At 70.3% G+C, this 22,199-nt stretch carries 27 protein-coding genes; 15 read left to right on the top strand and 12 right to left on the bottom strand.

Going from position 1 to position 22,199, the window contains the following annotated elements:
- A complete protein-coding gene (locus tag ABEA10_RS13455) occupies positions 1 to 378 on the bottom strand; it encodes a sialidase family protein (RefSeq protein WP_425550906.1) in 378 nt (125 codons plus the stop codon).
- 46 nt (positions 379 to 424) lie between these two features.
- Between ABEA10_RS13455 and ABEA10_RS13450 the strand changes: the two genes are divergently transcribed.
- Together ABEA10_RS13450 and ABEA10_RS13445 are read left to right on the top strand one after the other, a co-directional pair.
- A complete protein-coding gene (locus ABEA10_RS13450; RefSeq protein WP_345462581.1) occupies positions 425 to 1,336 on the top strand; it encodes an alpha/beta hydrolase in 912 nt (303 codons plus the stop codon).
- A 43-nt stretch (positions 1,337 to 1,379) separates the two neighbouring features.
- Entirely contained in the window at positions 1,380 to 2,093 is a 714-nt protein-coding gene (locus tag ABEA10_RS13445; RefSeq protein ID WP_345462578.1) for a hypothetical protein, read from the top strand.
- A gap of 6 nt (positions 2,094 to 2,099) precedes the next feature.
- Here ABEA10_RS13445 and ABEA10_RS13440 read toward each other — a convergent pair whose 3' ends face one another.
- Together ABEA10_RS13440 and ABEA10_RS13435 are read right to left on the bottom strand one after the other, a co-directional pair.
- On the bottom strand, positions 2,100 to 2,645 hold the full coding sequence (locus ABEA10_RS13440; protein WP_345462575.1) for a GNAT family N-acetyltransferase: 546 nt from the start codon (positions 2,643 to 2,645) through the stop codon (positions 2,100 to 2,102).
- 40 nt (positions 2,646 to 2,685) lie between these two features.
- Positions 2,686 to 3,618: a MerR family transcriptional regulator gene (locus ABEA10_RS13435; protein ID WP_345462572.1), complete on the bottom strand. Its 933-nt coding sequence runs from the start codon at positions 3,616 to 3,618 to the stop codon at positions 2,686 to 2,688.
- Positions 3,619 to 3,681: 63 nt separating this feature from the next.
- Here ABEA10_RS13435 and ABEA10_RS13430 point away from each other — a divergent pair, with 63 nt between their 5' ends.
- From ABEA10_RS13430 to ABEA10_RS13420, 3 genes are all read left to right on the top strand, one after another.
- Entirely contained in the window at positions 3,682 to 4,341 is a 660-nt protein-coding gene (locus ABEA10_RS13430; RefSeq protein WP_345462570.1) for a Fic family protein, read from the top strand.
- Between the two features lie 62 nt (positions 4,342 to 4,403).
- Positions 4,404 to 4,841 (top strand): MarR family winged helix-turn-helix transcriptional regulator, encoded by a 438-nt coding sequence (locus ABEA10_RS13425; RefSeq protein WP_345462568.1) that lies wholly within the window; start codon positions 4,404 to 4,406, stop codon positions 4,839 to 4,841.
- Positions 4,841 to 6,565, top strand: coding sequence for an MFS transporter (locus ABEA10_RS13420; RefSeq protein ID WP_345462566.1), 1,725 nt, complete (start codon positions 4,841 to 4,843; stop codon positions 6,563 to 6,565). Before ABEA10_RS13425 ends, ABEA10_RS13420 begins: the two co-directional genes overlap by 1 nt.
- 6 nt (positions 6,566 to 6,571) lie before the next feature.
- Here ABEA10_RS13420 and ABEA10_RS13415 read toward each other — a convergent pair whose 3' ends face one another.
- Positions 6,572 to 7,198 (bottom strand): TetR/AcrR family transcriptional regulator, encoded by a 627-nt coding sequence (locus ABEA10_RS13415; protein WP_345462562.1) that lies wholly within the window; start codon positions 7,196 to 7,198, stop codon positions 6,572 to 6,574.
- A 130-nt stretch (positions 7,199 to 7,328) separates the two neighbouring features.
- On the opposite strand from ABEA10_RS13415, the gene ABEA10_RS13410 reads away from it, so the two are divergent.
- A complete protein-coding gene (locus ABEA10_RS13410) occupies positions 7,329 to 8,780 on the top strand; it encodes an amidase (RefSeq protein ID WP_345462559.1) in 1,452 nt (483 codons plus the stop codon).
- On the opposite strand, the gene ABEA10_RS13405 is transcribed toward ABEA10_RS13410, so the two are convergent.
- Positions 8,765 to 9,826 carry an epoxide hydrolase family protein gene (locus tag ABEA10_RS13405; RefSeq protein ID WP_345462556.1) on the bottom strand — a complete coding sequence of 354 codons (1,062 nt, stop codon included), beginning with the start codon at positions 9,824 to 9,826 and terminating at the stop codon, positions 8,765 to 8,767. The two genes, ABEA10_RS13410 and ABEA10_RS13405, sit on opposite strands and share 16 nt — an antisense overlap.
- A gap of 38 nt (positions 9,827 to 9,864) precedes the next feature.
- On the opposite strand from ABEA10_RS13405, the gene ABEA10_RS13400 reads away from it, so the two are divergent.
- Entirely contained in the window at positions 9,865 to 10,425 is a 561-nt protein-coding gene (locus ABEA10_RS13400; protein WP_345462553.1) for a TetR/AcrR family transcriptional regulator, read from the top strand.
- 15 nt (positions 10,426 to 10,440) lie between these two features.
- Here ABEA10_RS13400 and ABEA10_RS13395 read toward each other — a convergent pair whose 3' ends face one another.
- Together ABEA10_RS13395 and ABEA10_RS13390 are read right to left on the bottom strand one after the other, a co-directional pair.
- Positions 10,441 to 11,160: a DJ-1/PfpI family protein gene (locus ABEA10_RS13395; protein ID WP_345462550.1), complete on the bottom strand. Its 720-nt coding sequence runs from the start codon at positions 11,158 to 11,160 to the stop codon at positions 10,441 to 10,443.
- Positions 11,160 to 12,146 (bottom strand): GlxA family transcriptional regulator, encoded by a 987-nt coding sequence (locus ABEA10_RS13390; RefSeq protein ID WP_345462547.1) that lies wholly within the window; start codon positions 12,144 to 12,146, stop codon positions 11,160 to 11,162. The genes ABEA10_RS13395 and ABEA10_RS13390 overlap by 1 nt, the downstream gene beginning before the upstream one ends.
- 93 nt (positions 12,147 to 12,239) lie before the next feature.
- Between ABEA10_RS13390 and ABEA10_RS13385 the strand changes: the two genes are divergently transcribed.
- On the top strand, positions 12,240 to 13,115 hold the full coding sequence (locus tag ABEA10_RS13385; protein WP_345462544.1) for an SAM-dependent methyltransferase: 876 nt from the start codon (positions 12,240 to 12,242) through the stop codon (positions 13,113 to 13,115).
- Between the two features lie 287 nt (positions 13,116 to 13,402).
- Here ABEA10_RS13385 and ABEA10_RS13380 read toward each other — a convergent pair whose 3' ends face one another.
- From ABEA10_RS13380 to ABEA10_RS13370, 4 genes are all read right to left on the bottom strand, one after another.
- Complete coding sequence (locus tag ABEA10_RS13380) at positions 13,403 to 14,281, bottom strand: hypothetical protein (protein ID WP_345462541.1); 879 nt, start codon at positions 14,279 to 14,281, stop codon at positions 13,403 to 13,405.
- 120 nt (positions 14,282 to 14,401) lie between these two features.
- On the bottom strand, positions 14,402 to 14,545 hold the full coding sequence (locus ABEA10_RS13375; RefSeq protein ID WP_345463080.1) for a DUF397 domain-containing protein: 144 nt from the start codon (positions 14,543 to 14,545) through the stop codon (positions 14,402 to 14,404).
- A 44-nt stretch (positions 14,546 to 14,589) separates the two neighbouring features.
- Complete coding sequence (locus ABEA10_RS51105) at positions 14,590 to 14,682, bottom strand: DUF397 domain-containing protein (RefSeq protein ID WP_425550900.1); 93 nt, start codon at positions 14,680 to 14,682, stop codon at positions 14,590 to 14,592.
- The gene (locus tag ABEA10_RS13370) at positions 14,679 to 15,494 is read right to left on the bottom strand and encodes a helix-turn-helix domain-containing protein (RefSeq protein ID WP_345462538.1); all 816 of its coding nucleotides are present in this window, start codon (positions 15,492 to 15,494) and stop codon (positions 14,679 to 14,681) included. Before ABEA10_RS13370 ends, ABEA10_RS51105 begins: the two co-directional genes overlap by 4 nt.
- 147 nt (positions 15,495 to 15,641) lie before the next feature.
- On the opposite strand from ABEA10_RS13370, the gene ABEA10_RS13365 reads away from it, so the two are divergent.
- The 7 genes from ABEA10_RS13365 (at position 15,642) to ABEA10_RS13335 (ending at position 21,721) form a co-directional block, all read left to right on the top strand.
- Positions 15,642 to 16,094 (top strand): ATP-binding protein, encoded by a 453-nt coding sequence (locus tag ABEA10_RS13365; protein ID WP_345463076.1) that lies wholly within the window; start codon positions 15,642 to 15,644, stop codon positions 16,092 to 16,094.
- A 378-nt stretch (positions 16,095 to 16,472) separates the two neighbouring features.
- Positions 16,473 to 16,844, top strand: a complete 372-nt coding sequence (locus tag ABEA10_RS13360) for a helix-turn-helix domain-containing protein (RefSeq protein WP_345462535.1) — start codon at positions 16,473 to 16,475, stop codon at positions 16,842 to 16,844.
- A gap of 372 nt (positions 16,845 to 17,216) precedes the next feature.
- Positions 17,217 to 18,008: a hypothetical protein gene (locus ABEA10_RS13355; RefSeq protein WP_345462532.1), complete on the top strand. Its 792-nt coding sequence runs from the start codon at positions 17,217 to 17,219 to the stop codon at positions 18,006 to 18,008.
- Positions 18,009 to 18,177: 169 nt separating this feature from the next.
- Positions 18,178 to 18,765 carry a TetR/AcrR family transcriptional regulator gene (locus ABEA10_RS13350; RefSeq protein ID WP_345462529.1) on the top strand — a complete coding sequence of 196 codons (588 nt, stop codon included), beginning with the start codon at positions 18,178 to 18,180 and terminating at the stop codon, positions 18,763 to 18,765.
- On the top strand, positions 18,762 to 19,586 hold the full coding sequence (locus tag ABEA10_RS13345) for an alpha/beta fold hydrolase (protein WP_345462526.1): 825 nt from the start codon (positions 18,762 to 18,764) through the stop codon (positions 19,584 to 19,586). Before ABEA10_RS13350 ends, ABEA10_RS13345 begins: the two co-directional genes overlap by 4 nt.
- Before the next feature lie 78 nt (positions 19,587 to 19,664).
- On the top strand, positions 19,665 to 20,315 hold the full coding sequence (locus ABEA10_RS13340; protein WP_345462523.1) for a PadR family transcriptional regulator: 651 nt from the start codon (positions 19,665 to 19,667) through the stop codon (positions 20,313 to 20,315).
- A 206-nt stretch (positions 20,316 to 20,521) separates the two neighbouring features.
- Entirely contained in the window at positions 20,522 to 21,721 is a 1,200-nt protein-coding gene (locus ABEA10_RS13335; RefSeq protein WP_345462521.1) for an FAD-dependent oxidoreductase, read from the top strand.
- A 142-nt stretch (positions 21,722 to 21,863) separates the two neighbouring features.
- Here the strand turns inward: ABEA10_RS13335 and ABEA10_RS13330 are convergent, their stop codons facing one another.
- Entirely contained in the window at positions 21,864 to 22,151 is a 288-nt protein-coding gene (locus ABEA10_RS13330; protein WP_345462518.1) for a winged helix-turn-helix transcriptional regulator, read from the bottom strand.
- Between the last annotated feature and the right edge of the window lie 48 nt (positions 22,152 to 22,199).

Raw genomic sequence — 22,199 nt, 5'->3', positions numbered from 1 at the left:
TCAGCCGTCGCAGTGGGCGCCGAGGTCGTTCAGCCGGTACGTCGCGAAGGTCAGCTTCGCGTACGAGGACTTGGCGCCGTTCTCGTAGAAGACGCCGAACCGGTCCTTGCCGACCATGGCCATCGCGGCGTAACCGGACGGGCCCGCGTTGATCAGCTTCGCGACCGGCCAGGTCGTGCCGCTGTCACAGCTCAGTCTCACGGTCAGGTTCTCGCGGGCCGGCCGGCTCGCCGGGTTGACGAACAACAGCCAGTCGCGGCGCTCACCCTTCGTCGCGGTGTCGACCCGGATCACGTCGCCGTTGACCTTCGGGTCGATGAGCTGCGGAGCCGCCGCGACCGGGCCGAAGGTCCGGCCGCCGTCGCCGGACGTGGCGATGAACTCGGCCCTGAGTCAGTCAAGAGCGGTCAGGTAGGGGAGCCCTATGCCCATCGACCCCGTAATCGCCGCGAGGCTCGGCTCGGTCACGGATGAGGTGCCCCTCGGGGAGGCCCTCCAGGACCTGACGGCCCGCTACCGGATGCCCGACGTGGAGATCGAGGACAGGAAGATCGACGGCCCGCGGGGCCCGATCCGCGTCCGCCTCTACCGTCCGATCGGTGCCGGGTCCGCTCGTCGCGGGCTGCTCTGGCTGCACGGAGGAGGATGGGCCCGGGGAGACCTGGACATGCCCGAGGCGCACGTCGTGGCCGCCGAGCTCGCCGCCGATCCCGGCGTGGTCGTCGCCTCCGTCGACTATCGGCTCGCCACCGAGACCAGCCGTTATCCGGTGCCGCTCGACGACGTCCACACGTCCTGGCGATGGTTCACGAACGCCGCCGACGAACTCGGCGCCGACCCCGCACGGCTGGCGATCGGCGGTTGCAGTGCCGGCGCCAACCTCGCCGCGGGAGCCGCCGTACGGGCCCGTGACGAGGCCGGCGCGATGCCTTCGGCGCTCCTGCTCGTCTATCCCTTCCTGCACTTTCCGGTGCCCGCGTCGCCCGACGACCTGGCCGCCGACCTCACCGCCCTGCCCGAGCGGCTGCGGTTCACCGCCGAGACCGTGCTGTCCCTGACCCACGGCTACGTGGGGCGCGTGTCGGACATCCCGGCGCACGCCATGCCCGGCAACGGCGTCGTCGCCGGTCTGCCGCCGACTCACATCGTGTTGAGCGAGATCGACGAGCTGCGCGCGTCCGGCGAGCTGTTCGCCCGCCAGCTCCGGGAGCGCGGCATTCCCGTCACCACCATGCTCGCCCGCGGAATGCCCCACGGCCACCTCAATGTGCCTCCCGTCGGGGAGCTTCCCGAGATCCGCCGTTCCATCGACTTCCTCGCGGCCGCTCTGCGCTGAAAACCCTCCGCGTGGACGGTCGCCGGCGTGTCATGCTCGCGGCGTGGACCACCGGCTGACCCCACGGACGCTCACCTGGGACGAGGTCGACCCGGGACGCCACCCGTTCGACGCCGTCTCGGCGCATGAGGTCGTACGGGGACTCGCGCCCGCGTCGGCGGTGCCGGCGCGCCCCGCAGGCCAGGCCGGACAGCGGCGCGTCATCGCCTGGTCGCACGAGGTCGGCGCGGCGTGGGCGGACTCGATGACACGTGCGCTGATCGAGCGGTACGGGCGGTGGGCGGCCGGATGGCGCTGGGCCGTGGACGAGGGCGACTTCGGCGGAGGCCCCGTCCAGACCTGGTGTTGCCCGAATCACTCGATCACCGGTGCCGACGAGACCGTGGCCCGCGTGGCGGACTCGCTGGTCGAGTGGCGCGGGTGGTTGGACGACCTCGCGGAACGCTTCGAGCGCTTCCCGCTGGGCGACCCCGTCGACAGGGACGAAGTGTGGGAACGCGCCGCCGTACACCTGGTCCATCACGTGGTGGACCGTACGGGCGCGGGCGACGCCTGGTACGGGCACTGCGCGCAGGTGCTGACCTGGTTCCTGGCCCGGTGGGGTGTCGCGGACGGCGTGGCCGGGCACCTGGTCGACCAGGCCATCGGCGGCCGGTTCGAAAGCTGGGTCGGGCCCGCCGAGACCCTGGTGACCGACGTCGCCGAGCGGTTCGCCCGCGCCGCCGAGGACGCGTTCGCCGCGCCGGACCGCGACTGACGGGCGTCAGGCATCCCCGCGCCGTACGTGCAGATGACCCTCGCGGGGAAAGCCGGGCGGCAGCGCGGGCAGGGTTCGGTCGAAGTCGTACCCGCTCTTCTTCGCCACGCGGCACGAGGCCGCGTTGTCCGCCTGGTGCAGGAGTTCGAGACGCTCCAGGCCGCCGGTCCCGAAGGTGTCGAAGGCCCAGCTCGTGAGAGCCTCCAGAGCGCGGGGAGCCACGCCACGGCCGCGGGCGTGCGCCGCGGTCCAGTAGCCCACTTCGGCCGATGCTTGGCCGGGGGTCACGTCCTTGAGGACCACGTTGCCGACCAGCGATGTGTCGGCTGAGGGGTCGAGGACGGCGAAGCCGAACCGTTCTCCCGCCGCCCATCCCCGCTCTTGAGCCTGTACCCACCGCACCGCGTCGGCGTGCTCCTCCACGGCAGAGCCCGTCCAGCGGCGGAGCACGGGATCCCGATGCGCCTCGACCAGTGAGGGCACGTCCTCCATACGCCACGGACGAAGAATGAGGGCGGGCGCGGACGTACGCAGGATGACGATGTCACTCACCGGCCGATCGTACGCGGCGGCGTTCCGCCCCGATGCTCCACTACGGTTCGATCCGGACGCGCACGGCCTGGGCGGACCAGTCGAACGCCGGGGTCACACTCTCCGGAGGGGGCCAGCCGTTGATCACGGCGAGCGACCGGAGGTACCGATCCCGGCGAGGGTCGGTCACGCTCTCCAGCCGGGCCAGCAGCCGGCAGCGAAGCTCGGCGTCGTCCGGGCGGTCGAGGAGGCGCGCGTAGTGGCCCGTCAGTGCCGCGACGATCGGATCGGCGTGGCGCGAGGCCGGGGCGATGCCGGCCGCCAGGGCCGGGACGGCCTGGTCCTGGACGACCGCGGCGAGGTCGCGGCGCGGTCCCAGGACCGATGTCTGTTCGGTCGCCTGGTCCTCGGCCATCCGCCGCATGCCGGCGCGGAAGTCCGGGTTCAGTGCGAGCTCGGCCCACTCCACCCATGCCCGGACCTGCTCGGCCTCGGGGTCGTCGGGCAACTCGGGGGTCATCGAACGCATGATCCCCGCGAATGCGGAGCCGACGCCGAGACCGCCGAAGACGGCGTCGAGGAAGTCCTCGATGAGATGCCGGCGTTCGTCCTCGGACAACCGGGCCAGCTGGTGCATAAGATCGGTCTCCTCACCGGTGAGTCCGCGCTCGGCCACCGCCGTCAGCACCGCGTGCCGCAGGCGCAGGACGCAGATCTGCGCCACCAGGGCTTCGGCGTGCGTCGCGGCGACCTCGGGAAGCGAGAGTTCCCGGTCGACGACCTTGCGGATCGTGGAGAGGTCCAGCCCCAGGTTCCGCAGGGTTCGTACGAGGTTCAGGCGCGCGACGGCATCGATGCTGTAGAGGCGGTAGCCGGCCGGGCTGCGGTCCGTCGGCGCCACGATTCCGCGATCGGAGTAGAACCGAATGGTCTTGACCGTGAGACCGGTGCGCCGGGCCAACTCGCCGATCGGGTACAGGGTGTCGCCGTCCATGCCCCACAGCCTGGCATCTCCCCTCACGGGAGACTCAAGCCGGTACGTTCGCCGGGCCAGGCCGTGACCGACGACCACCTGCGGAGCTGGTGCGAGATCCGCGAACGGGTGGCCTGGCGGGAGGTCCGCCACGGCCCCCGAGGGCCGGAAGGCCCGGTACGGGGACGCCGAGACGGGATCCTCCACCGGATCGCCACGGGCGAGAGCGCCCGCGACCCGGTACGGGCGCGGCGGCTGCTGGCCGCGTACCGGCGGGTGCGGGCGGACGCCGCCGCGGGCAGGATTCTGGACTTCGGCCTGCTGGCGGACTGGCAGCGGACCGTCCTGGGAGTGCCGTACGCGCCGTTCCGCGGCGGTACGGCCTTCGCCAAAGGCGGCCGGGAACGCTACGGGCTCGACGCGGACACACCGCGCCGGTTCGCGGCGTGTCTGGCCGACAGCCGGCAGGACGGGATTCCGGTCGCGTCGCGTGCCGCCCGTGCCTACCTCGACGTCTGCTTCTTCCATCCGTTCTCCGACGGCAACGCGCGTGCGGCGCTGCTGACCCTCGCCTTCGTCCTGGCCGAGGAAGAGATCGTGCTCGACCAGGTCGGACCGCTCGTACAGCTCCGGCGGTACGCCGATGACCTCGACGGCGCCAGGGGAACGGCCGAGCTGGTCGGCATGCTCATCGAAGGCACCCGGCGCCGCCGCGACGGAACGTCCCACGCCGCCGGCGGATGACCCCTCGGCGAAGCCCTTCCGCGCATTGATAAGGCCAGTCTTATCAGGCTAGCCTTACGGACATGACGGATGATCTGGGCGCGGAGGACGTCGCCGCGGCGCTGCTCGTCAGCATGAGCCTGTTCCGCAGGCGGATGCGGCAGGTGCCGGTTCAGGAGGAGCTCACCCTTCCCGAGACGGCCGCGCTCTCGCGGCTCGACCGTTCCGGGCCGACCACGGCGAGTGCGATGGCCCGCGCGGAGCAGATCAGTCCGCAGTCGATGGGCGCCACGCTCGGCGCTCTCGAGTCGCGCGGCCTGGTCGACCGGCGGCCCGATCCCGAGGACGGCAGGCGCGTCGTCCTGTCGGTGACCGAGGCGGGCCGGGCGCTGCTGCGCGACAAGCGCACCGCGCGGATCCAGCAGATCGCCCAGGTCCTGGCCGCCGAGTTCACCCCCGAAGAGCTGCGTCGGCTCATGGCGGCGGCGCCGCTGATCGAGCGCCTCGCGCAGAGCATCTGATGGCGTCCACCGCACGGCCGGGCGACCGTGACCGGCTCGACGACCGGGTACGAGACGACGAGCGGGAACGGCCGGGGGGCCGGTACAAATGGGTCGCGCTCGCCAACACCACGGCCGCCGTGTTCATGGCCGTGCTCGACGGGTCGATCGTCCTCATCGCGCTACCGGCGATCTTCCGCGGCATCCACCTGAACCCGCTCGCGCCCGCCAACGTCGGCTACCTGCTCTGGATGATCATGGGCTACCGGCTCGTCCAGGCAGTCTTCGTCGTCCCCGTCGGGCGGCTCGGCGACATGTACGGCCGGGTGAAGATCTACAACGCCGGGTTCCTCGTCTTCACCGTCGCGTCGATCCTGCTGTCGTTCGACCCGTTCCAGGGGCAGCGCGGGGCGATGTGGCTGATCGGCTGGCGGATGCTCCAGGCGATCGGCGGCTCCATGCTCACCGCCAACTCCGCCGCGATCCTCACCGACGCGTTCCCCGCGCGGCAGCGCGGTTTCGCACTCGGCATCAACCAGGTCGCGGGCCTGGCCGGGCAGTTCGTCGGCCTCGTGGCCGGGGGACTGCTGGCGATCTGGGACTGGCGCGCGGTCTTCTGGGTCAACGTGCCGGTCGGCGTCTTCGGCACCTGGTGGGCGTACCGCCGGCTCCGCGACAACGGCGAGCGCAACCCCGGCCGCATCGACTGGTGGGGCAACATCACGTTCGCCGTCGGGCTGAGCGCGGTGCTCGTCGCCATCACCGAGGGCATCCACCCGTACGGCCATCACTCCATGGGCTGGACGAATCCCACGGTGTACGGCGCGCTGATCGGCGGCGTCCTGCTCCTCGCGGTGTTCGCCGTGGTGGAGACCAAGGTGGCGCAGCCGATGTTCCAGATCGGGCTGCTGCGCATCCGGGCGTTCACCGCGGGCAACGCGGCGAGCTTCGCGACCCGCCTGGCCCAGGGCGGCCTGCAGTTCATGCTGATCATCTGGTTGCAGGGCATCTGGCTGCCGCTGCACGGCTACGACTACAGCGACACGCCCCTGTGGGCCGGGATCTTCCTGCTGCCCCTGACCGGCGGGTTCCTCGTGGCCGGGCCGATCTCGGGGCTGCTGTCGGACCGGTTCGGCGCCCGCGGGTTCGCCACGGCCGGGATGGTGGTGTTCGGCGCCAGCTTCGTCGGGCTGATGCTGCTGCCCGCCGACTTCTCGTACGGGGCGTTCGCCCTGCTCATCGCCGCCAACGGCATCGGTACGGGCATGTTCAGCTCGCCGAACTCCTCGGCCATCATGAGCAGCGTGCCCGCCCGCCAGCGCGGCGCGGCGTCGGGGATGCGCTCGACGTTCCAGAACTCCGGCACGTCACTGTCGATCGGGGTGTTCTTCTCGCTGATGATCGCGGGCCTGGCGGGCAGCCTCCCCCACACGCTGACCGGCGGCCTTCAGCGGTACGGCGTGTCCGCCGGCGTCGCCCACCAGGTCGGCGCGCTTCCCCCGGTGTCGTCGTTGTTCGCCGCGATCCTCGGCGTGAACCCGATCGAGTCGCTGCTCGCGCCCACCGGAGCCCTGCCCACCCTCTCCCCGGCGAACCGCCAGACCCTCACCGGCCGGGAGTTCTTCCCGCACCTGATAGCGGCGCCGTTCCACCACGGCCTCGTCGTGGTCTTCGCCGTGTCGGCGGTGCTCGCGGCCGTCGCCGCCTTCGCCTCGCTCATGCGAGGTGGACGGCCGCGGGGCTAGCGCGGGTCAGTCGGTGGTCGCCCGGGACGTGCCGAGGGGAGAGCGGTGCTGATCCACGATCGCCTCGACGATCCTCATTAGTCGATCACCCGCCTGATCGATGCTTCCGTTCTGCGTGCTGACCTGGGCGCCTTCGAGCACGAAGGTGATCTCGGCCGCGGCCTGCTCGGGGTCGGGCAGCCCGGCCTCGGCGCACATGCCGACCAGTCTGCGGGTCTGACGGGCCTTGTGCTTCTCGATCACTTGCCGTGCGGGATGGGAACGGTCGGGCAGCTCGGCGATGGAGTTGATGAATGGGCAGCCTCGGTGCGAGATCGCGGGCAGTCCCTCGGCGATGAAGCGGGCCAGGCCCAGGATCTGCTCCCTGGGCCGGCCAGGGTGTTCGGCCTCGACCCGGTCGAAGGCCGCCTGGTAGTCGGCGGCGACGATCCGCAGCCACTCCGCGACCAGCGCGTCCTTGGTTTCGAAGTGCCGATAGATCGCCATTTTGGTGGTCTCGGCCCTCTCGGCGATGGCCTGGACACCCACCCGCCGGATCCCCTCGCTTTGGAACAGTTCTTCCGCCGCGTCGAGGATGCGCTCACGAGGCGGCAGCTTCGCCACCCTGCTCGGCCTTCTGGCGGTCGATGCCATGACTGCTCCGTTGATGTCCAGTCCCCTCGTGGGGATCCCTCACCCTCCGCTACGATACCAGCCAGTCCCGAATGATACCGTCCGGTATCACTAGAGACCCAGAGGTATCGTTTTTGTGCGAGGAGTGACAGTGAGAATCGCCGAGTATGCGAGCTTCGACGCGGTCGGGCTCGCGGACCTGGTGGCCGAACGCGAGGTGACCTCGGCCGAACTGGAGGCAGCCGCACGCGAGGCCGCACGGGCGGTCAATCCGCGCATCAACGCCATCGTGGAGACATGGCCCACCGACGACGACCCCGACCCCGGCAGCACACCGCTGGCCGGGGTCCCTTTCCTGATCAAGGACATCGGAGTCTCCATGGCCGGGAGACGAATGGAGCTGGGCAGCCGTCTCGCGGTCGGCAACGTCGCTCGCGCCGACTCCTTCCTGATGCGGCGCTTCCGTCGCGCCGGCCTCGTCACGTTCGGGCGTACGGCGACACCGGAGATGGCCTACAGCACCACGACGGAACCAGTGCTGTACGGCGCGACCCGCAACCCGTGGAACCTGGAGCGGAGCGCAGGGGGATCCAGTGGCGGCGCGGGTGCGGCCGTCGCCGCCGGGGTGGTCCCGATCGCACACGCCACCGACGCCGCCGGCTCGCTCCGCATCCCCGCGGCCTACAACGGCCTCTTCGGGTTGAAGCCCACCCGTGGCCGGGTCTCCATGGGGCCGGATGTCGACGAGAGCTTCAACGGCCTGGCCGTGCACGGCAGCGTCAGCCGCACGGTACGCGACAGCGCGGCACTGCTCGACCAGATCCGCGGCCCGGAACCGGGCGACCCCTACTTCGCCCAGGAGCCGTCCCGGCCGTACGCGGAGGAGGTCACCCGCCACCCGGGCTCGCTGCGGATCGGCGTCCTCGCCCAGGCGTGGGGCGGGCGCCGCACCACCCCACCGGTCGCCGATGCCCTCTCTCGCACCGTAGGTCTGCTCGAATCCCTCGGCCACCAGGTGGAGGAGGTCAAGGTCGACCTCGGGGTCGACTGGGAGGAGTTCGTCCTGGCCGCCGCCCGCCAGTGGACGGCGAATCTCACGGCCTCGATCGATGAGCTGGCCGCCGCCTTCGACCGGCCCATCGACTCCTCAACCCTCGAGCCGCCCACCCTTGCCGGCTACCACTACGGACAGCGGGTCAGCGGAGCGCGGTTCGTCACGGCTCTCGCCGTCCGGAACCGGATCGCCCGAAGCCTGGCACGGTACTTCGACACTCACGACGTGCTGCTCACCCCGACCTTGCCGGAGCTCCCCGTGTCCTTGGGCACCCATGCGGAAAACGCAGAGGCGCTGGACGGCCTTGGGTGGCTTCGCCGCATCTTCGACCTCGCGCCGTTCACCACGGCGTTCAATGTGGCGGGCACGCCCGCCATGTCCGTGCCGGTGACGGCCGATGCCGAGACGGGGCTCCCGATCGGTATGCAGTTCGCTGCCGGCTACGGGCTCGAAGGCCGCCTCTTCCGCCTCGCCGGACAACTCGAGCAGGCAAGCCCGTGGTCGGGCCGAACCCCCACGGTGTGGGCGGGGAATCACACGAGCCGCTGAGGAGCACTCGTGAAGAGCCGGACCGCACGGTGTACGTCGTCGGCGTAGGCCCGGGGCTGTTCCCAGGCCGCGAAGTGGCCGCCGGCAGGGTGTTCCACATACTCGCGAACGTTGAGGAACGCCTCCGCGTAGCTTCGCGGCTCCGGCTTGATGTCGTGCGCGAACACCGAAAGCACGGTCGGCGTGTCGACCCGGTCGGGGAGGGTGACCGGTTCCGCGTAGGTGGCGAAGGAGGTGCCGATCGTGCCGGTGACCCAGTAGGCGGTGACCCAGGTGAGGAGCTCGTCCGTGGTGAAGGCCGAGTCGTCGGACCAGGACTCCAGTTTCTCGACGATCCACGCCGCGAGGCCCGCGGGTGAGTCGCCGAGGGCGACGGCGAGCGTGTTCGGCCGCGTCGACTGCTCCGCGATGTACCCGCCCTCGGTACGGAACCACTGTGCCGCCCGGCCGAGGTAGGCCGCGGCGCCGGGCGCGAGTTTCGCCGGGTCTGCGGTGAGGACGCGCTGCGGGGCGACGTTGGTGAGGTGCAGGGCGGCCACCCGGTCCGGGTGTTCGGCCGCGAGGATCTCCGCGACGGTGCCGCCCACGTCGCCGCCGGACACCGTGTACCTCGGGTAGCCGAGCTCATCGAGAGCGTCCGCGACGATCCCGGCGATCCGGTCGACCGACATGCCGGGCGTGGTGAGCGGGGCCGCGAACGGGAAGCCCGGCAGCGCGGGAACCACCACGTGCAGGTCGGTGAGCAGAGGCAGGACGCGCTCGAATCGCAACACCGAGTCCGGCCAGCCGTGGAGCAGCACGACGACCGGGGCGCCGGGATCCTCGGACCGTTGGTGGATCACCCGCAGGTCGGTGTCGCCTGCCCGCACCGTCACCCAGGGGAGCTCGCCGATGCGGCGCTCGTGCACGCCCCAGTCGTACCCGTTCGCCCAGCGCTGGAGTAGTTCGTCGAGGCGGGTGCCGGTGATGCCGCGCGTCTTGTCGTCGGTCCACGGGGTGGTGACACGCCGCGTCCGCTGGAGTCGTTCCCGTACGTCCTCATTCATGTGTATCAGCGTACACATAGATGTGTATGCTGATACACATGAGTTCGCGCAACGCGGCCGCCACCAGGCAGCGGATCCTGGAGCACGCGCAACGCCGGTTCGCCCAGCACGGGTACGCGGCGACCACCGTCAAAGGAGTGGCCGACGCGGCGGGCGTGTCGCCCAACCTCATCACGCGCTACTTCGGCGGCAAGGACGGCCTCTTCCTGGCGGCGACCCAGGTGGAGATCCCGGTCTCCGACTCCTTCGACGGCGACCGTTCCGCGCTGGGTTCGCGCCTCGCGGCGAGCATCGTCCAGCGCTGGTTCGGTGCGTCCGGGGAGGATCCGCTGCTGGTGCTGCAACGCGCGTCCGGCGAACGCCCGGAGGCGGCCGAGGCGCTGGCCGCCTTCCTGGACACCAACTCGCTGGAGCCGCTGCACCGCTACCTGCGGGACAGCGGCCTGGACGACGCGAGCGCCCGCAGCCGGGCCGCGGCGATCGACGCCTTCGTGCTCGGCGTCTCGACCCGCCGGCGGGTCCTGCGCTCCGAACTCGGCGACCCCGCTGACCTCCAGGCCTGGCTGAGCGCCACCATCCAACGCCTCGCCGACGGGTGATGCGTGACGGCCACTTCAAGAATGCGTGTGGCCGCGGAACGATTCGATGGCCTGGCGCCACGGCGCCTGCGGGACGGCGATCGCGTCCTGGCCGTCGGCGACGGCGTGGAGCAGCTCCGCTCGCGCCTTTTCGCGTACGGTCTCGGCGGCCTTGCTCGGATGACCGGCGTCGAACGGCGGCCGGGGGTCGTACTCGGCGATGAGCTGGATGACCTCGGCGCGCTCGCGGCCGCAGACCTCGCCGGCCAGCCACAACGCCAGATCGATGCCCGCGGACACCCCCGCCGCGGTCGCGATCTTTCCCGACCGTACGATCCGCTGGTCGGGCCGGGGCTCGGCGCCCAACGTGGCCAGCATCGGCTGCACGAGCCAGTGCGTCGTCGCCGGAACCCCCTCCAGGATGCCCGCCGCCGCGAGGATCAGCGCTCCCGAGCAGACCGAGGTCGTCCAGGCGGTCGTCTCGTGCACCCGGCGCAGCCAGCCGGTCAGCTCCTCGTCGGCCATCGCGGTGGCGGTCGCGACCGACGATCCGGGCACCAGCACGATGTCCGGCGCCGGCGTCTCGGCGTACGAATGCGTGACGCCGAGGAACAGTACGCCGCTGTCGGCCACGACCGGCCCGGGCTCCGCGCCGACGAACCGTACCTCCGCGTCGGGCATGAGGTGGAGCACCTCGTACGGACCGATCGCGTCCAGGGCGGTGATCCCGGGATACAACACGATGGCGATCTGCATCAGCGAACCTCCGGTGAGGGATGGGCGGACTGGAAACGGTCGCGGTAGTCGCTGGGCGCCACGCCGAGCACGCGCAGGAACGCGCGGCGCATGGTCTCGTCGCTGCGGAACCCGCTGCGCTGCGACACCCCCTCTACCGGGAGCGCCGAGCGTTCGAGCAGGTCACGGGCGGCCTCGACACGTACGCGCTCCACGAACCTCGCCGGTGTGGTGCCGGTCTGCTCGCCGAACAACCGTCCGAGGTGGCGTTCGGACATGTGCGCGCGCTCGGCGAGACGCGGCACACTGTGATCGGCGGCGGGGTCGGCGGTGATCGCGTCGAGCACGGGGCGAAGCGGCGAGTCGGCCGCGACCCCGTGGTCCAGGCGCGCGGAGAACTGGGACTGCCCGCCGGGCCGTTGCAGGAAGACCACCAAGCCGCGGGCGACGTTCCTGGCCACCTCCGTACCGTGGTCGGCCTCGACCAGCGCGAGCGCGAGGTCGATTCCGGCGGTCACCCCCGCGGAGGTGTACACGTCGCCGTCCCGTACGAAGATCCGGTCGGGCTCGACGGTGATCTCCGGATACCTGCGGGCCAACTCGCCGCACACCAGCCAGTGCGTGGTGGCCGACCTTCCGGCCAGCAGACCCGCCGCCGCGAGCAGGAACGCGCCACTGCACACCGAGCACACCCGGCGGGCCCGGCGCGCCAGAGAACCGACGGCGTCGAGGAGCCCCGGCGTGGTCGCCGCGTCGAACCCGAACCCGCCCGCCACGATCAGCGTGTCCACCGGCTCATCGACGTCGGAGAGCCCGGCGTCCACCTCCAGCCGCAGGCCCGAGTCCGAGCGCACCGACTCACCGTCCGGCGAGGCGACGAGCAACCGGTAACCACGCCCGCGCAGCCCCACCGTCGCGAGCGCGAACACCTCGGCGGGCCCGACGGCGTCGAGCATCTGGATACCGGGGTAGACGACGAGCAGGACGAGACGATCGGGGCGGGTCACGGACCCAGCGTCGCCGGTCCCGGGGGATGGCGGCAAGGACGACCATCCCTCGGATTCGGACATCGGGCCGATGGGCGGAAGTGACCGTGACCGATGATCTTCCGCGCCATAATGGGGATGGATATCGGTCTGTTCTCGTACGGGGGGATTCTATTGACACGCGAAGTCAGGTCTCCGGTCGACCCGACAAAGGCCAGCATCGCCCGCGTGTACGACGTGTTCCTCGGCGGTAAGGACAACTTCGAGGTCGACCGAGAGGTCGCCGGGCAGGTCATCGAGCAGATTCCGCAGACCCTACGGTTCGCGCAGGACCATCGTGCCTGGCTGATCCGGGCGGTGCGCTTTCTGACGAAGGCCGGCATCGACCAGTTCCTCGACTGTGGCTCGGGGTTGCCGACCGCGGAGAACACGCATCAGGCGGTGCAGCGCGTCAACCGTGACGCCCGTGTCGTGTACGTCGACATCGATCCGATCGTCGCGTCCCACGGGCGGGCCCTCCTGGAGGAGAACAAGAACACCCGTTTCGTGGTGGGCGACCTCACGCGTCCCCGCGAGTTGCTGAGCGACCCGGCGATCAGCAAGTTCCTGGATCTGGACCGTCCGCTGGGCCTGATCCAGTGCTCGACGATTCACCACGTCGCGGACGAACAGCGCCCGCACGAGATCATGCGGGAGTATGTCGACCTCCTGCCATCCGGCTCGTACCTGGCTCTGACGCATTGGCACGACCCCGCGGACGGCAGCGAGGGCAGCCGGATCGCCCGGTACATCTCCGAGGTGTTCAACAACAGTTCGATGGGCTCGGGAAGTTTCCGGAGCCGAGCGGAGATCGAGCGGTTCTTCACCGGAATGGAACTCGTCGAGCCCGGCCTGACCCTCTTGCGCGACTGGTGGCCCGACGGCCCGAACCTCACACCGCCCGACGGCGTCGACCACATCGTCCTCGCAGGCGTGGCCCGAAAACCATGACCACCGACCGCGCCCGGGCCGCCGCCTGACAGCGACCCGGACCGCGACTAAGAGGTCGCGCAGATAGGCCGACTCGGGTGCGACCGGGCATGGTACGGACACACGCCGCCAGTGATCATCAAGATGCTAGAGTCCTGCGCTTCGGGTTCCTTGGCGAGATTTCCGTCGATGGGTGTATCACCAGGGCGCCTGGTGGTGGCCAGGTCGCCGGCGTCATCAGGTCGAGGCGCTCCGCGTATTCGGGTCGGCCGAGATCACGGTACGCGCGTGCCCACAACGGCTTGAGGTCAGCGAAGTAGCAGTTCGGCCCGTTGACGAACGTGTCCTTGAGCCCGAGCAACGCGGTCGCCGGTTGTCCGGCATCGAGCCAGCGCGGCGGCGATCAGCTCTGGTTCAAGCGGCGGATCCTCCGCGACCACCGGCTTCCGATCGGCGTACGTGGCGGCTGGGGCGAGCACACCGATGCCGTCCTCGCCGGGCTCGTGCCGCCACCCCTCCGGTACGTCGAACACGATCTCGAACTCGGTGTCCTCCGAGACGCTAGAGCGGTGCCAGGACGACCCGTGGTACGTCCGATCCGGGCCCGGCTGTACGCCGAGTTCGGCGGCCAGCCGATCGAGGAGTCGCCGGTCCTCGGCGCGCGCATCGATGAGGTACTGGTTCTGGGCGCGCCACACATCCGGATCGCGCCCCGCAGGCGGCTCCAGCGCCGGCCGCTCGCGCCACCGCCGCAACGCCCACGACAACATGAACTCCAGACCAGAACGGGTGTCCGCCCCGATCAGGGTCACCCCGTAGTCATGACCGCTGGCCAGGGCAACCGGATGATCCAGCCGTCCGAGTTCCGGCGCGGGCACCAGCCAGCCGACGTACCCGCCGTCGCCTAGGGCACCGAAGGGTACGAACTCCGGCGTGGCATACAACGGCATTGACGGCTGCCGGAAGAACTCTGGATCGACGTCGCAGCCATCGGGCGGGCAGGGAAACATGTCCAGGTCGAAGATGAAATCGTAGTGGGTTTCCAACAGGCCGTAATCGTAGGACTCATTCTCTAGGTAAAAGTCGTAAGCATGCTGCCAGGCGATGTCCACCAGCGTACGGAGCGCGGGTGGGGTGGGAAACGGAAAGAGGTCATCAACCCACGGCGGCGGTGTGGAGTCGGTCATGGCCCCGCAGAATAATGCCCAGCGTCCGATGTGACCGCTGCCCGGGCTTCATGACCACCGACTGATGTCTACGCCGGTCCCGTACCTGGTCCTGTCCGAACCGACCTATCTGCGCAACCCCTAAGCCCGAGCCGACTTCACCACGGCTACCTCGACGCACTCGCCGCCGCTGGCTCCGCTGCGGCTGCTCTTGCGCCAGAGGGTGGCGACCTCAACGCAGTTGCCGCCGCTCGCGTCGCTGCGGCTGCTTTTCTGCCAGTCCATGGAGTTCATAGGCGTTCCGAGGCCGACTCGATCAATTTCCGGGACTAGTCCCGTGTCGACTCGACCACGGCGACTTCGACGCAGTTGCCGCCGCTACCGTCGCTGCGGCTGCTTTTCTGCCAGTCCAGGGAGTTCATAGGTCCTCCAGGATCGACTCGATCAATTTGCGGGACTCCGCCACGGGGAGGGCGTGCCCCCTGATCAAGTCGTACCTTACTTGGAACTCGGACACACCGGCCGCATCCTCCACAACTTGGCCACGCCCGGCCGATTCGGTGTAGGCGATGTCGGGCTGGTTGTCGAAGCCGAGGAGTATGAGGTCGCCTCCCAGCCCGGCGTATTCGTCCGCGCTCTGCGGCACTACCTCGATCATGATGCTGGGCCGCTTGGACAGCTCTAGTAGATGTTCAAGTTGACCACGCATTACTTCTCGGCCGCCGATCATGCTACGGAGGGCTCGCTCGTCGATAGTGGCCCATAGGCGCGGCGGTTTTTCTCGGGTTAGGATCGCCTGGCGCTCCATGCGCGCGGTCACGAACTGCTCGACGGTGTCCGGCCGCTGAATGGTCAGAAGAATCGCGCGTGCGTACTCCTCTGTCTGGAGAAGTCCTTGAATGAGTACGAGGCTGTAGGTCCGTATCGTGCCCGCCTGAGCCTCTAATTGAACATATTTGGAGAAGCCGGGCGGGAGGACTGCCATGCGGCGGGTCTCCATGATCAGTTTCCACAGTCGCACGAAGAGGCCGTTGGTCTTGAAATAGGTATCGCAGTCTTCGGCGAACTGCTTGGAGGGTATGTTCTTACCTCCCTCGATCTGGCCGATGAGCTGGGGAGTGTAGCCGAGCCGCTCGGCCAGCTCCACCTTGGACATCGTGCAGCGCCAGGCCGTTAATTCGGCGGCGAACGCACGGATGGCGGGGACTTCGTACGGCTCGCGTTGGGCGACCATGGGACCTCCGAACGAAACCGGATCTGGCTGGTTTCGTTAATCTAGAAAGGGGGCGATGAATCGGTGTCCTTCGGTTCGTAGCTCAGTGTAATCACTCGTGTGAGTCTGGTCGCCGGATTTCGGAGAATGAAGAGGCGAAAATTGCGAGTGATACCCGAGGCCGAAGAGACGGCATGGCCACCCCGAAGCGGCGAGAGCCGGATCCACCGATTCCCGCTCCCGCCGCATCCGATCGCGGCCGAACAGGCCCGGCTCCTGACGAAGATGGCGCTCGCCGAGTGGGGGCTCGACGAGGCCCTCGACAACGCGCTGATCATCGTCGCCGAACTGGCCACCAACGCCACGAAGACCGGCGAGGTGTTCCGTCTCTCGCTGACCCGCCAGGGCGGCACCGTACTGATCGAGGTCTGGGACACGAGCGAGGCCCTGCCCGACCGCCGACGGCGTTCGATGGATCGGGTGGACGGGCGCGGCCTGCTGCTGGTGGAGGGTTGCTCGAAGGACTGGGGCTGGCGACTGGAGGAACAGGGCGGCAAGACGGTGTGGGCCCTCTGCGACGCCCGCCCACCGGAGCCCCCACCGCCCAGCCCACGCATGTGACCCCGGCCCCCGCGCGACCCCGCCCCTGCGTGGCCCCGCCCACGCACGACCGCGCTCCCGTGCGACCGCGTTCCTGCGTGGCCCCGCTCCCGCGCGACGCGCTCCGGCGCGGCCCTGCTCCCGCGTGGCCCCGCTTCTGTGCGACCGCGCTCCCGCGTGGCCCCGCTCCTGCGCGATCGCGCACCTGCGTGACCCCGCCCGTGCGTGGCCCCAGCCACTGCGTGGCCCCATCTCGACCTGGGCCCCATCTCGACCTGGAGCCCGTCTCGACCTGTGGCCTCGTCTCCAGGTGGGACACCGCTCCACTGGTGGCCTCGCCGACCCACGGCCTCGTGCGTGATCCCCGTTTCCAGACCGACCTCTCCCCGGAAAGAAATCGTGCTCCCCGACGAGTTCCCTCCCAACGATGACCTGCTCAAGCCGCGTGAGGTCGCCGAGTTGTTCGGCGTCCGTACGACGACGATCGCCCGCTGGGCCCGTGAGGGCCGTCTGTCGCCCCTGCGTACGCCGGGCGGCCACCGCCGCTACTCCCGCGCGAGCCTGCGCGCTCTCCTCGCCGACGCCCGAGCCGCCGATGCCCGAGGCGTCGGCGAACCGGCCGCCGCCGACGACGCCGTACGCCTGTATGAGCAGGGCTGGAGCATCCGCCAGGTCGCCCAGCGGTTCGACGTGAGCTACGGCGCGATGCGCCGCCTCCTGCGCTCCCGCGTCACGTTGCGAACTCGTGGCGGCCGCCCTCCCGAGGACTGACCGTCCGTTCACCGGGCCGCCGGGGCCGTCGATCGGTGTGTGAGGGTGCTCCTCACCCGGCCATGACGAGGTGAAGGGCACCCTCACAACCCGCGCGGGCCGGTTCGCGCGGCCAACGGTTCCGTTCTCGCCGGCCTTCGGGGGTTTTCCACAGGTGGTGCTTCGGGGTGTTGGCCGGGCTTGGGTTCGGTGGAGGTTTGGTGGATGCCGGGTCGACGTTCAGGGATACCTCCGCAGGTTCGGAGCATCATCGAGTTCCAGCACGGGGTGGTCTCTCGCAGCCAGGCGCTTTCGGGTGGGATGTCGCGGGCGGCGTGGGAGCACCGTACGCGTCGGGCGGGTCGCTGGCAGCGGTTACTCCCAGGGGTGTACGTGACACACGACGGGCAGCCGACACTGATCCAGCGGATTATCGCAGCGCTCTTGTACGCAGGCCCGGGGTCGGTGCTCACCGGCTCTGCAGCGCTCTGGCGCCACGGCGTCGCCGGGAGATACGACCTCGAGCACATCGATGTGCTCGTTCCTCACGAGCGGCGGCGGTCCAGCGTCGGCTACGTCAGGATCACGCGGAGTCGCCGGATGCCATCGCTCACTGGGGAGGGCCTGCCCTGTGCGCCCGTCCACCGGGCCGTGGCCGACGCCTGCCGGGGTCTCGACCGGATCGACGCGGTACGTGCCATCGTCGCCGCCGCCGTGCAGCAGCGGAAGTGCAGCTTGCGACTGATCGTTGCCGAGGTCGCCGACGGCCCGATGAAGAACTCGGCTCTACTGCGCGAGGTGGTCGGCGAAGTGGTCGCCGGTGTCCGATCGGTGGCCGAGGGGCAGGGGCGCTCTGTACTGCGGAAGGCGCGGCTCCCGGAGGCGCAGTGGAACGCCGATCTTTACACCGAGGCGGGGGAATGGCTCGGCCGGCCCGATGCGTGGTGGGCCGACGCCGGAGTCGCGTTGGAGATCGATTCCCGTGAGTGGCATCTCGACCCGGCGAGCTGGGAGCGCACCATGGAACGCCACGCGCTGATGACCAGACGAGGCATTCTCGTCGTCCACGCGTCACCCAATCTGATCAGACACCGCCCAGAAGAGTTCATCACCCGCGTCCGCGACGCCCTGAAAGCAGGCCGAACCCGCGGCCCAGTGAGCGTGAGAGCCCAAAAGGCCGTGTGAGGGGCACCCTCATCCCACTATTTCCTGCTCAGGGTTCCCCTCACAGGCGCGTGCACGCCCGCCGGCCAGGTCCCGTGTCGGGTCCGCCGCTCGCTGGAACTCGTTTGCGCAGCCGAACCTTGCTTCCCTAGGATTCTGACTAGAGGTCCTAGGGAGTGGGAGGTGGCGCATGGTTCGTGCCGGGCTCAGTGCGGTCAGGCTCACGGAGGCGGCGGCGGAGATGGCGGACGAGGTCGGGTTCGAGCACGTCACCGTCTCGGCGCTCGCGCGCCGTTTCGGCGTGAAGGACGCCAGCCTGTACTCCCATGTGAAGAACCTGCGGGACCTGCGCGTACGGGTCGCGCTGCTCGCCGGTGAGGAGATGACCGAGCGCATCGCCATCGCGGTGGCGGGGCGGGCGGGCAAGGAGGCGCTCGTCGCCTTCGCCGACGCGTACCGGCGGTACGCGCTCGACCACCCCGGCCGCTACGCGGCGACCCAGATGCGGATCACGCCGGAGGAGGCCGCAGGGTCGGTGGGGCTGCGCCGCAGCATCGAGCTGACCCACGGCATGCTCCACGCGTACGGCCTGGCCGAGCCCGACGTGACCGACGCCGGTCGCCTGCTGCGCGCCACCTTTCACGGCTACATCCACCTGGAGCTCGGCGAGGGCTTCAACCACCCTCGCGACGTCCAGGAGTCCTGGTCGCGCTCACTCGACGCGCTCCACGTGCTCCTGGAGAACTGGCCGTCCCGACGAGAAGAAAGCACGCGATGAACACGCCCCTGACCGGCACGCTCACGGTGCCCGGTGCCACCCTCCACTACGAGAAGCACGGCAGCGGACCGGTCCTGCTGCTGATCCCCGGCGGCGCCGCCGACGCCGGGCTGTACGCGGGCATGGCCGCGGACCTGGCCACCCGGTACACCGTGGTCTCCTACGACCCGCGCGGCCTGTCCCGCAGCCCCCTCGACGGCCCCCTCGCCGACCAGGAGGTGGCCGTGTGGAGCGACGACGCCCGCCGGCTGCTCGACCTGCTCAGCCCGCACGAGGAGGCCTCCGTGCTCGGCTGCAGCTCCGGCGCCATCGTGGCGGTCGACCTGCTCGCCCGGCACCCCGGGCGGCTGCGTCGCGTCGTCGCGCACGAGCCGCCGCTGCTCGAACTCCTCGACGACCCGGCTCCGCATCGGGCACTGTTCGCCGAAGTGCGTGAGATCTTCCGCGCCGAAGGGGCGGGACCGGCGATGGCCCGGCTCGGCGAAGGGCTGGGGGGCCGGCCCTCGGCGGAGGCGGCCGAACCACCGCCCGAGATCCAGGAGATGGCCCCCCGGATGCACGCCAACCTGCCGGTGTTCCTGGGACACATGTTGGTCCCGTTCTCCTCGACCGTTCCCGACCTGGCCGCGCTCCGCCCCGTCGCCCGCAAGCTGGTGCCGGCGGCCGGGCGCGACTCGCGCGATCAGGTGCCGCTGTACGGGCCGGTCGCGCGGCTCGCGGAGCTGCTCGGATCCCAGGTCGTCGAGTTCCCGGGCGGACACCTCGGAGCGGTCGAGTCACCGAAGGAATTCGCCAAGGGGCTGCTGGCGGTTCTCGACTGATCTCCCGCGGATCCGGCCTTGCGAGGTCATTACTCGTACACGTATATTCGTAGACGAGTAAAGCGGAAGGCGGGCGTCATGGTCGAGAAGCGCAAGGTCGGCAATCTGTTGGCCCTCGCGGTGCTGGCCACGGTCTACACCCGGCCCATGCACCGGTACGAGATGGCCTCGGTGATGCGTGCCCGTGGCAAGGACCAGGACATGGACGTCAAGTGGGGCTCGCTCTACACCGTGGTCCAGAACATGACCAAGCACGGCTTCCTCGAGGTCGTCGGGACCGACCGGGCGGGCGCCCGCCCGGAGCGCACGATCTACGCGATCACCGAGGCGGGCAAGCGTGAGCTGGTCGACTGGACCCGGGAGCTGATCTCGGTGCCGCGGACCGAGCACCCGAGGTTCGCGGCGGGTCTCTCGGTGCTCGCCGTGCTGCCCCCGCGGGAGGCGATCGCCCTGCTCCAGGAGCGGCTCGGCCGCCTGGAGGAGTCGATCGGCGACCAGCGGGCGGCGCTCGCGCGGACCGGCGACGAGGGCATTCCCCGGCTGTTCCTCATCGAGAACGAGTACGGCCTGGCGATGCTCGAGGCGGAGGCGGCCTGGAGCCGCTCGCTGCTCGACGAGCTGACGTCCGGTGCGTTCCCGGGCCTCGACGTATGGCAAGCGTGGCACCAGACCGGCGAGATGCCCGACGAGATGGCGGAGATCGCCGAGAGGGGGCTGTCACCGGACTGAGGGTCGAAGCCGGTTCCACGATCTGCCCCGGTGGCGGTGCGGCAACACCGCCACCGGGACCTTCCTCGAACCGATGCCCGCGTACACGAACCCGGCCACGAGGCGGCAACCGAAGGATATCCGGGTTCTCACGCGGGGGCGGTTCGCGCTCACCCACGAATCAGCACGTCGGCGCCCCGCGCCGGCGCACCCCACAGGAGAGAACCATGTCCAACGTACGTACCGCGGTCGTCATCGGCGGCGGGATCGCCGGTCCGGTCGTGGCCACCGCACTGGCCAAGGCGGGGATCGAGGCGACCGTCCACGAGGCGTACCCGGCGGATTCGGACGGCATCGGCGGCGCGCTCGCCCTCGCCCCGAACGGCCTCGCGGCGCTCGGCGTCATCGACGCCGACGACGCCGTCCGCGCCATCGCCGTCCCGATACGGCGGACGGCGATGACGTTCGGCAGGGGAGAGCCCCGCGCGCTGCCCGGCCTGCGGGACGTGGCGCCCCTGCAGGTGGTCGAGCGCGGCGACCTGCACCGGGTGCTGCGGCAGCGGGCGCTCGCGGCCGGGGTGCGGTTCGCGTACGGCAAGCGCCTGGTGGGTGCCGACGACGGGCCGGGTGGCGTCACCGCGCGGTTCGCCGACGGCTCCAGCGCCGGCGCCGACGTCCTGATCGGGGCCGACGGCGTCCGCTCCACCGTACGGACGCTGATCGACCCGGACGCGCCCGGCCCCGACTACACCGGCCTGCTCGGCTTCGGCGGGCACGCCGACGTCGACCTCGACCTCGAGCCCGGCACGATGACCTTCGCGTACGGCAGCCGGGCGTACTACCTGTACTGGCCGCAGCCCGGCGGCGGGATCGCGTGGGGCGCCAACCTGCCCTCGCGCACGTACATGACGCTGAGCGAGGCGCGGGCGATCCCGGCGGAGAAGTGGCTGCGCACGCTGCGGGAGACGTACGCGGGCGACGTCCCGGGCGGCCGGCTGGCCGAACGCACGGTCCCGGAGACCCTGCAGGTCGTCGGGGCGCTCCACATCATGCCACCCGTGCCGCACTGGCACCGCGGCCGCATGGTGCTGGTCGGCGACGCCGTGCACGCGCCGTCCAACAGCACCGGACAGGGTGCCTCGCTGGCCATCGAGAGCGCGATCGAACTGGCCCGCTGCCTGCGCGACCTGCCCGACCCCTCCTCGGCGTTCGCCGCGTACGAGCGCCTCCGCCGTACGCGGGTCGAGAAGATCGCGGCGCGCGGCCGGAAGGTCAACAGCACCAAGACCCCGGGCCCGGTGGCGCGCCGGGCCATGTCGGTGCTGATGCCGCTCGCGTTCAAGGCCATGAACATCGAGAAGTCCATGGGCTGGGAACAGCGCCACACGATCGACTGGGACGCCCCGGTGGCGGAGACGGTGGGCTGACCCGGGTTCACGTACGGCCCGGTCCGGAACCGCTCCGGACCGGGCCGTCGCCGTGCCCGCTCAGGGGGAGAGGACGAGCCGGCGGCCCATCCACCCCGACCTCGCTCACCGCGTGAGCCCGTCCCGGGACGCGGATCGAGGCTCACCGGTCGGTGTCGGTGAGATCGCGGCTCCAGTCTCGTGCCCAGGCCAGCACCGGTTCCAGGCTGCGGACGAGGTCGTGGCCGGTCGCGGTCAACACATAGCCGTCGCTGACCCGCTCGACGATCCGGGCTTCGGTGAGTTCAGCCAATCGCCGGGTGAGCACGCTCGACGAGAGATCGTCGCAGGCGGCGCGCAGCCCGCGGAAGGTCAGCGGCCGGGCGGCCTGCTCGAGTTCCCAGATGACACGCAGCGTCCACCGTCGCCCCACCAGGTCGAACAAGGCCATGATCGGCCGCCCGGTCGCCGACCCGCGAACGGGCCGTCCGGGCCGTGG

Origin of the sequence: Actinoallomurus oryzae, from assembly GCF_039541955.1 — a bacterium.
GTDB classification, from domain to species: domain Bacteria; phylum Actinomycetota; class Actinomycetes; order Streptosporangiales; family Streptosporangiaceae; genus Actinoallomurus; species Actinoallomurus oryzae.
Note: the sequence above shows the minus strand (reverse complement) of the source record. Positions and strands in the feature narration are given on the sequence as shown.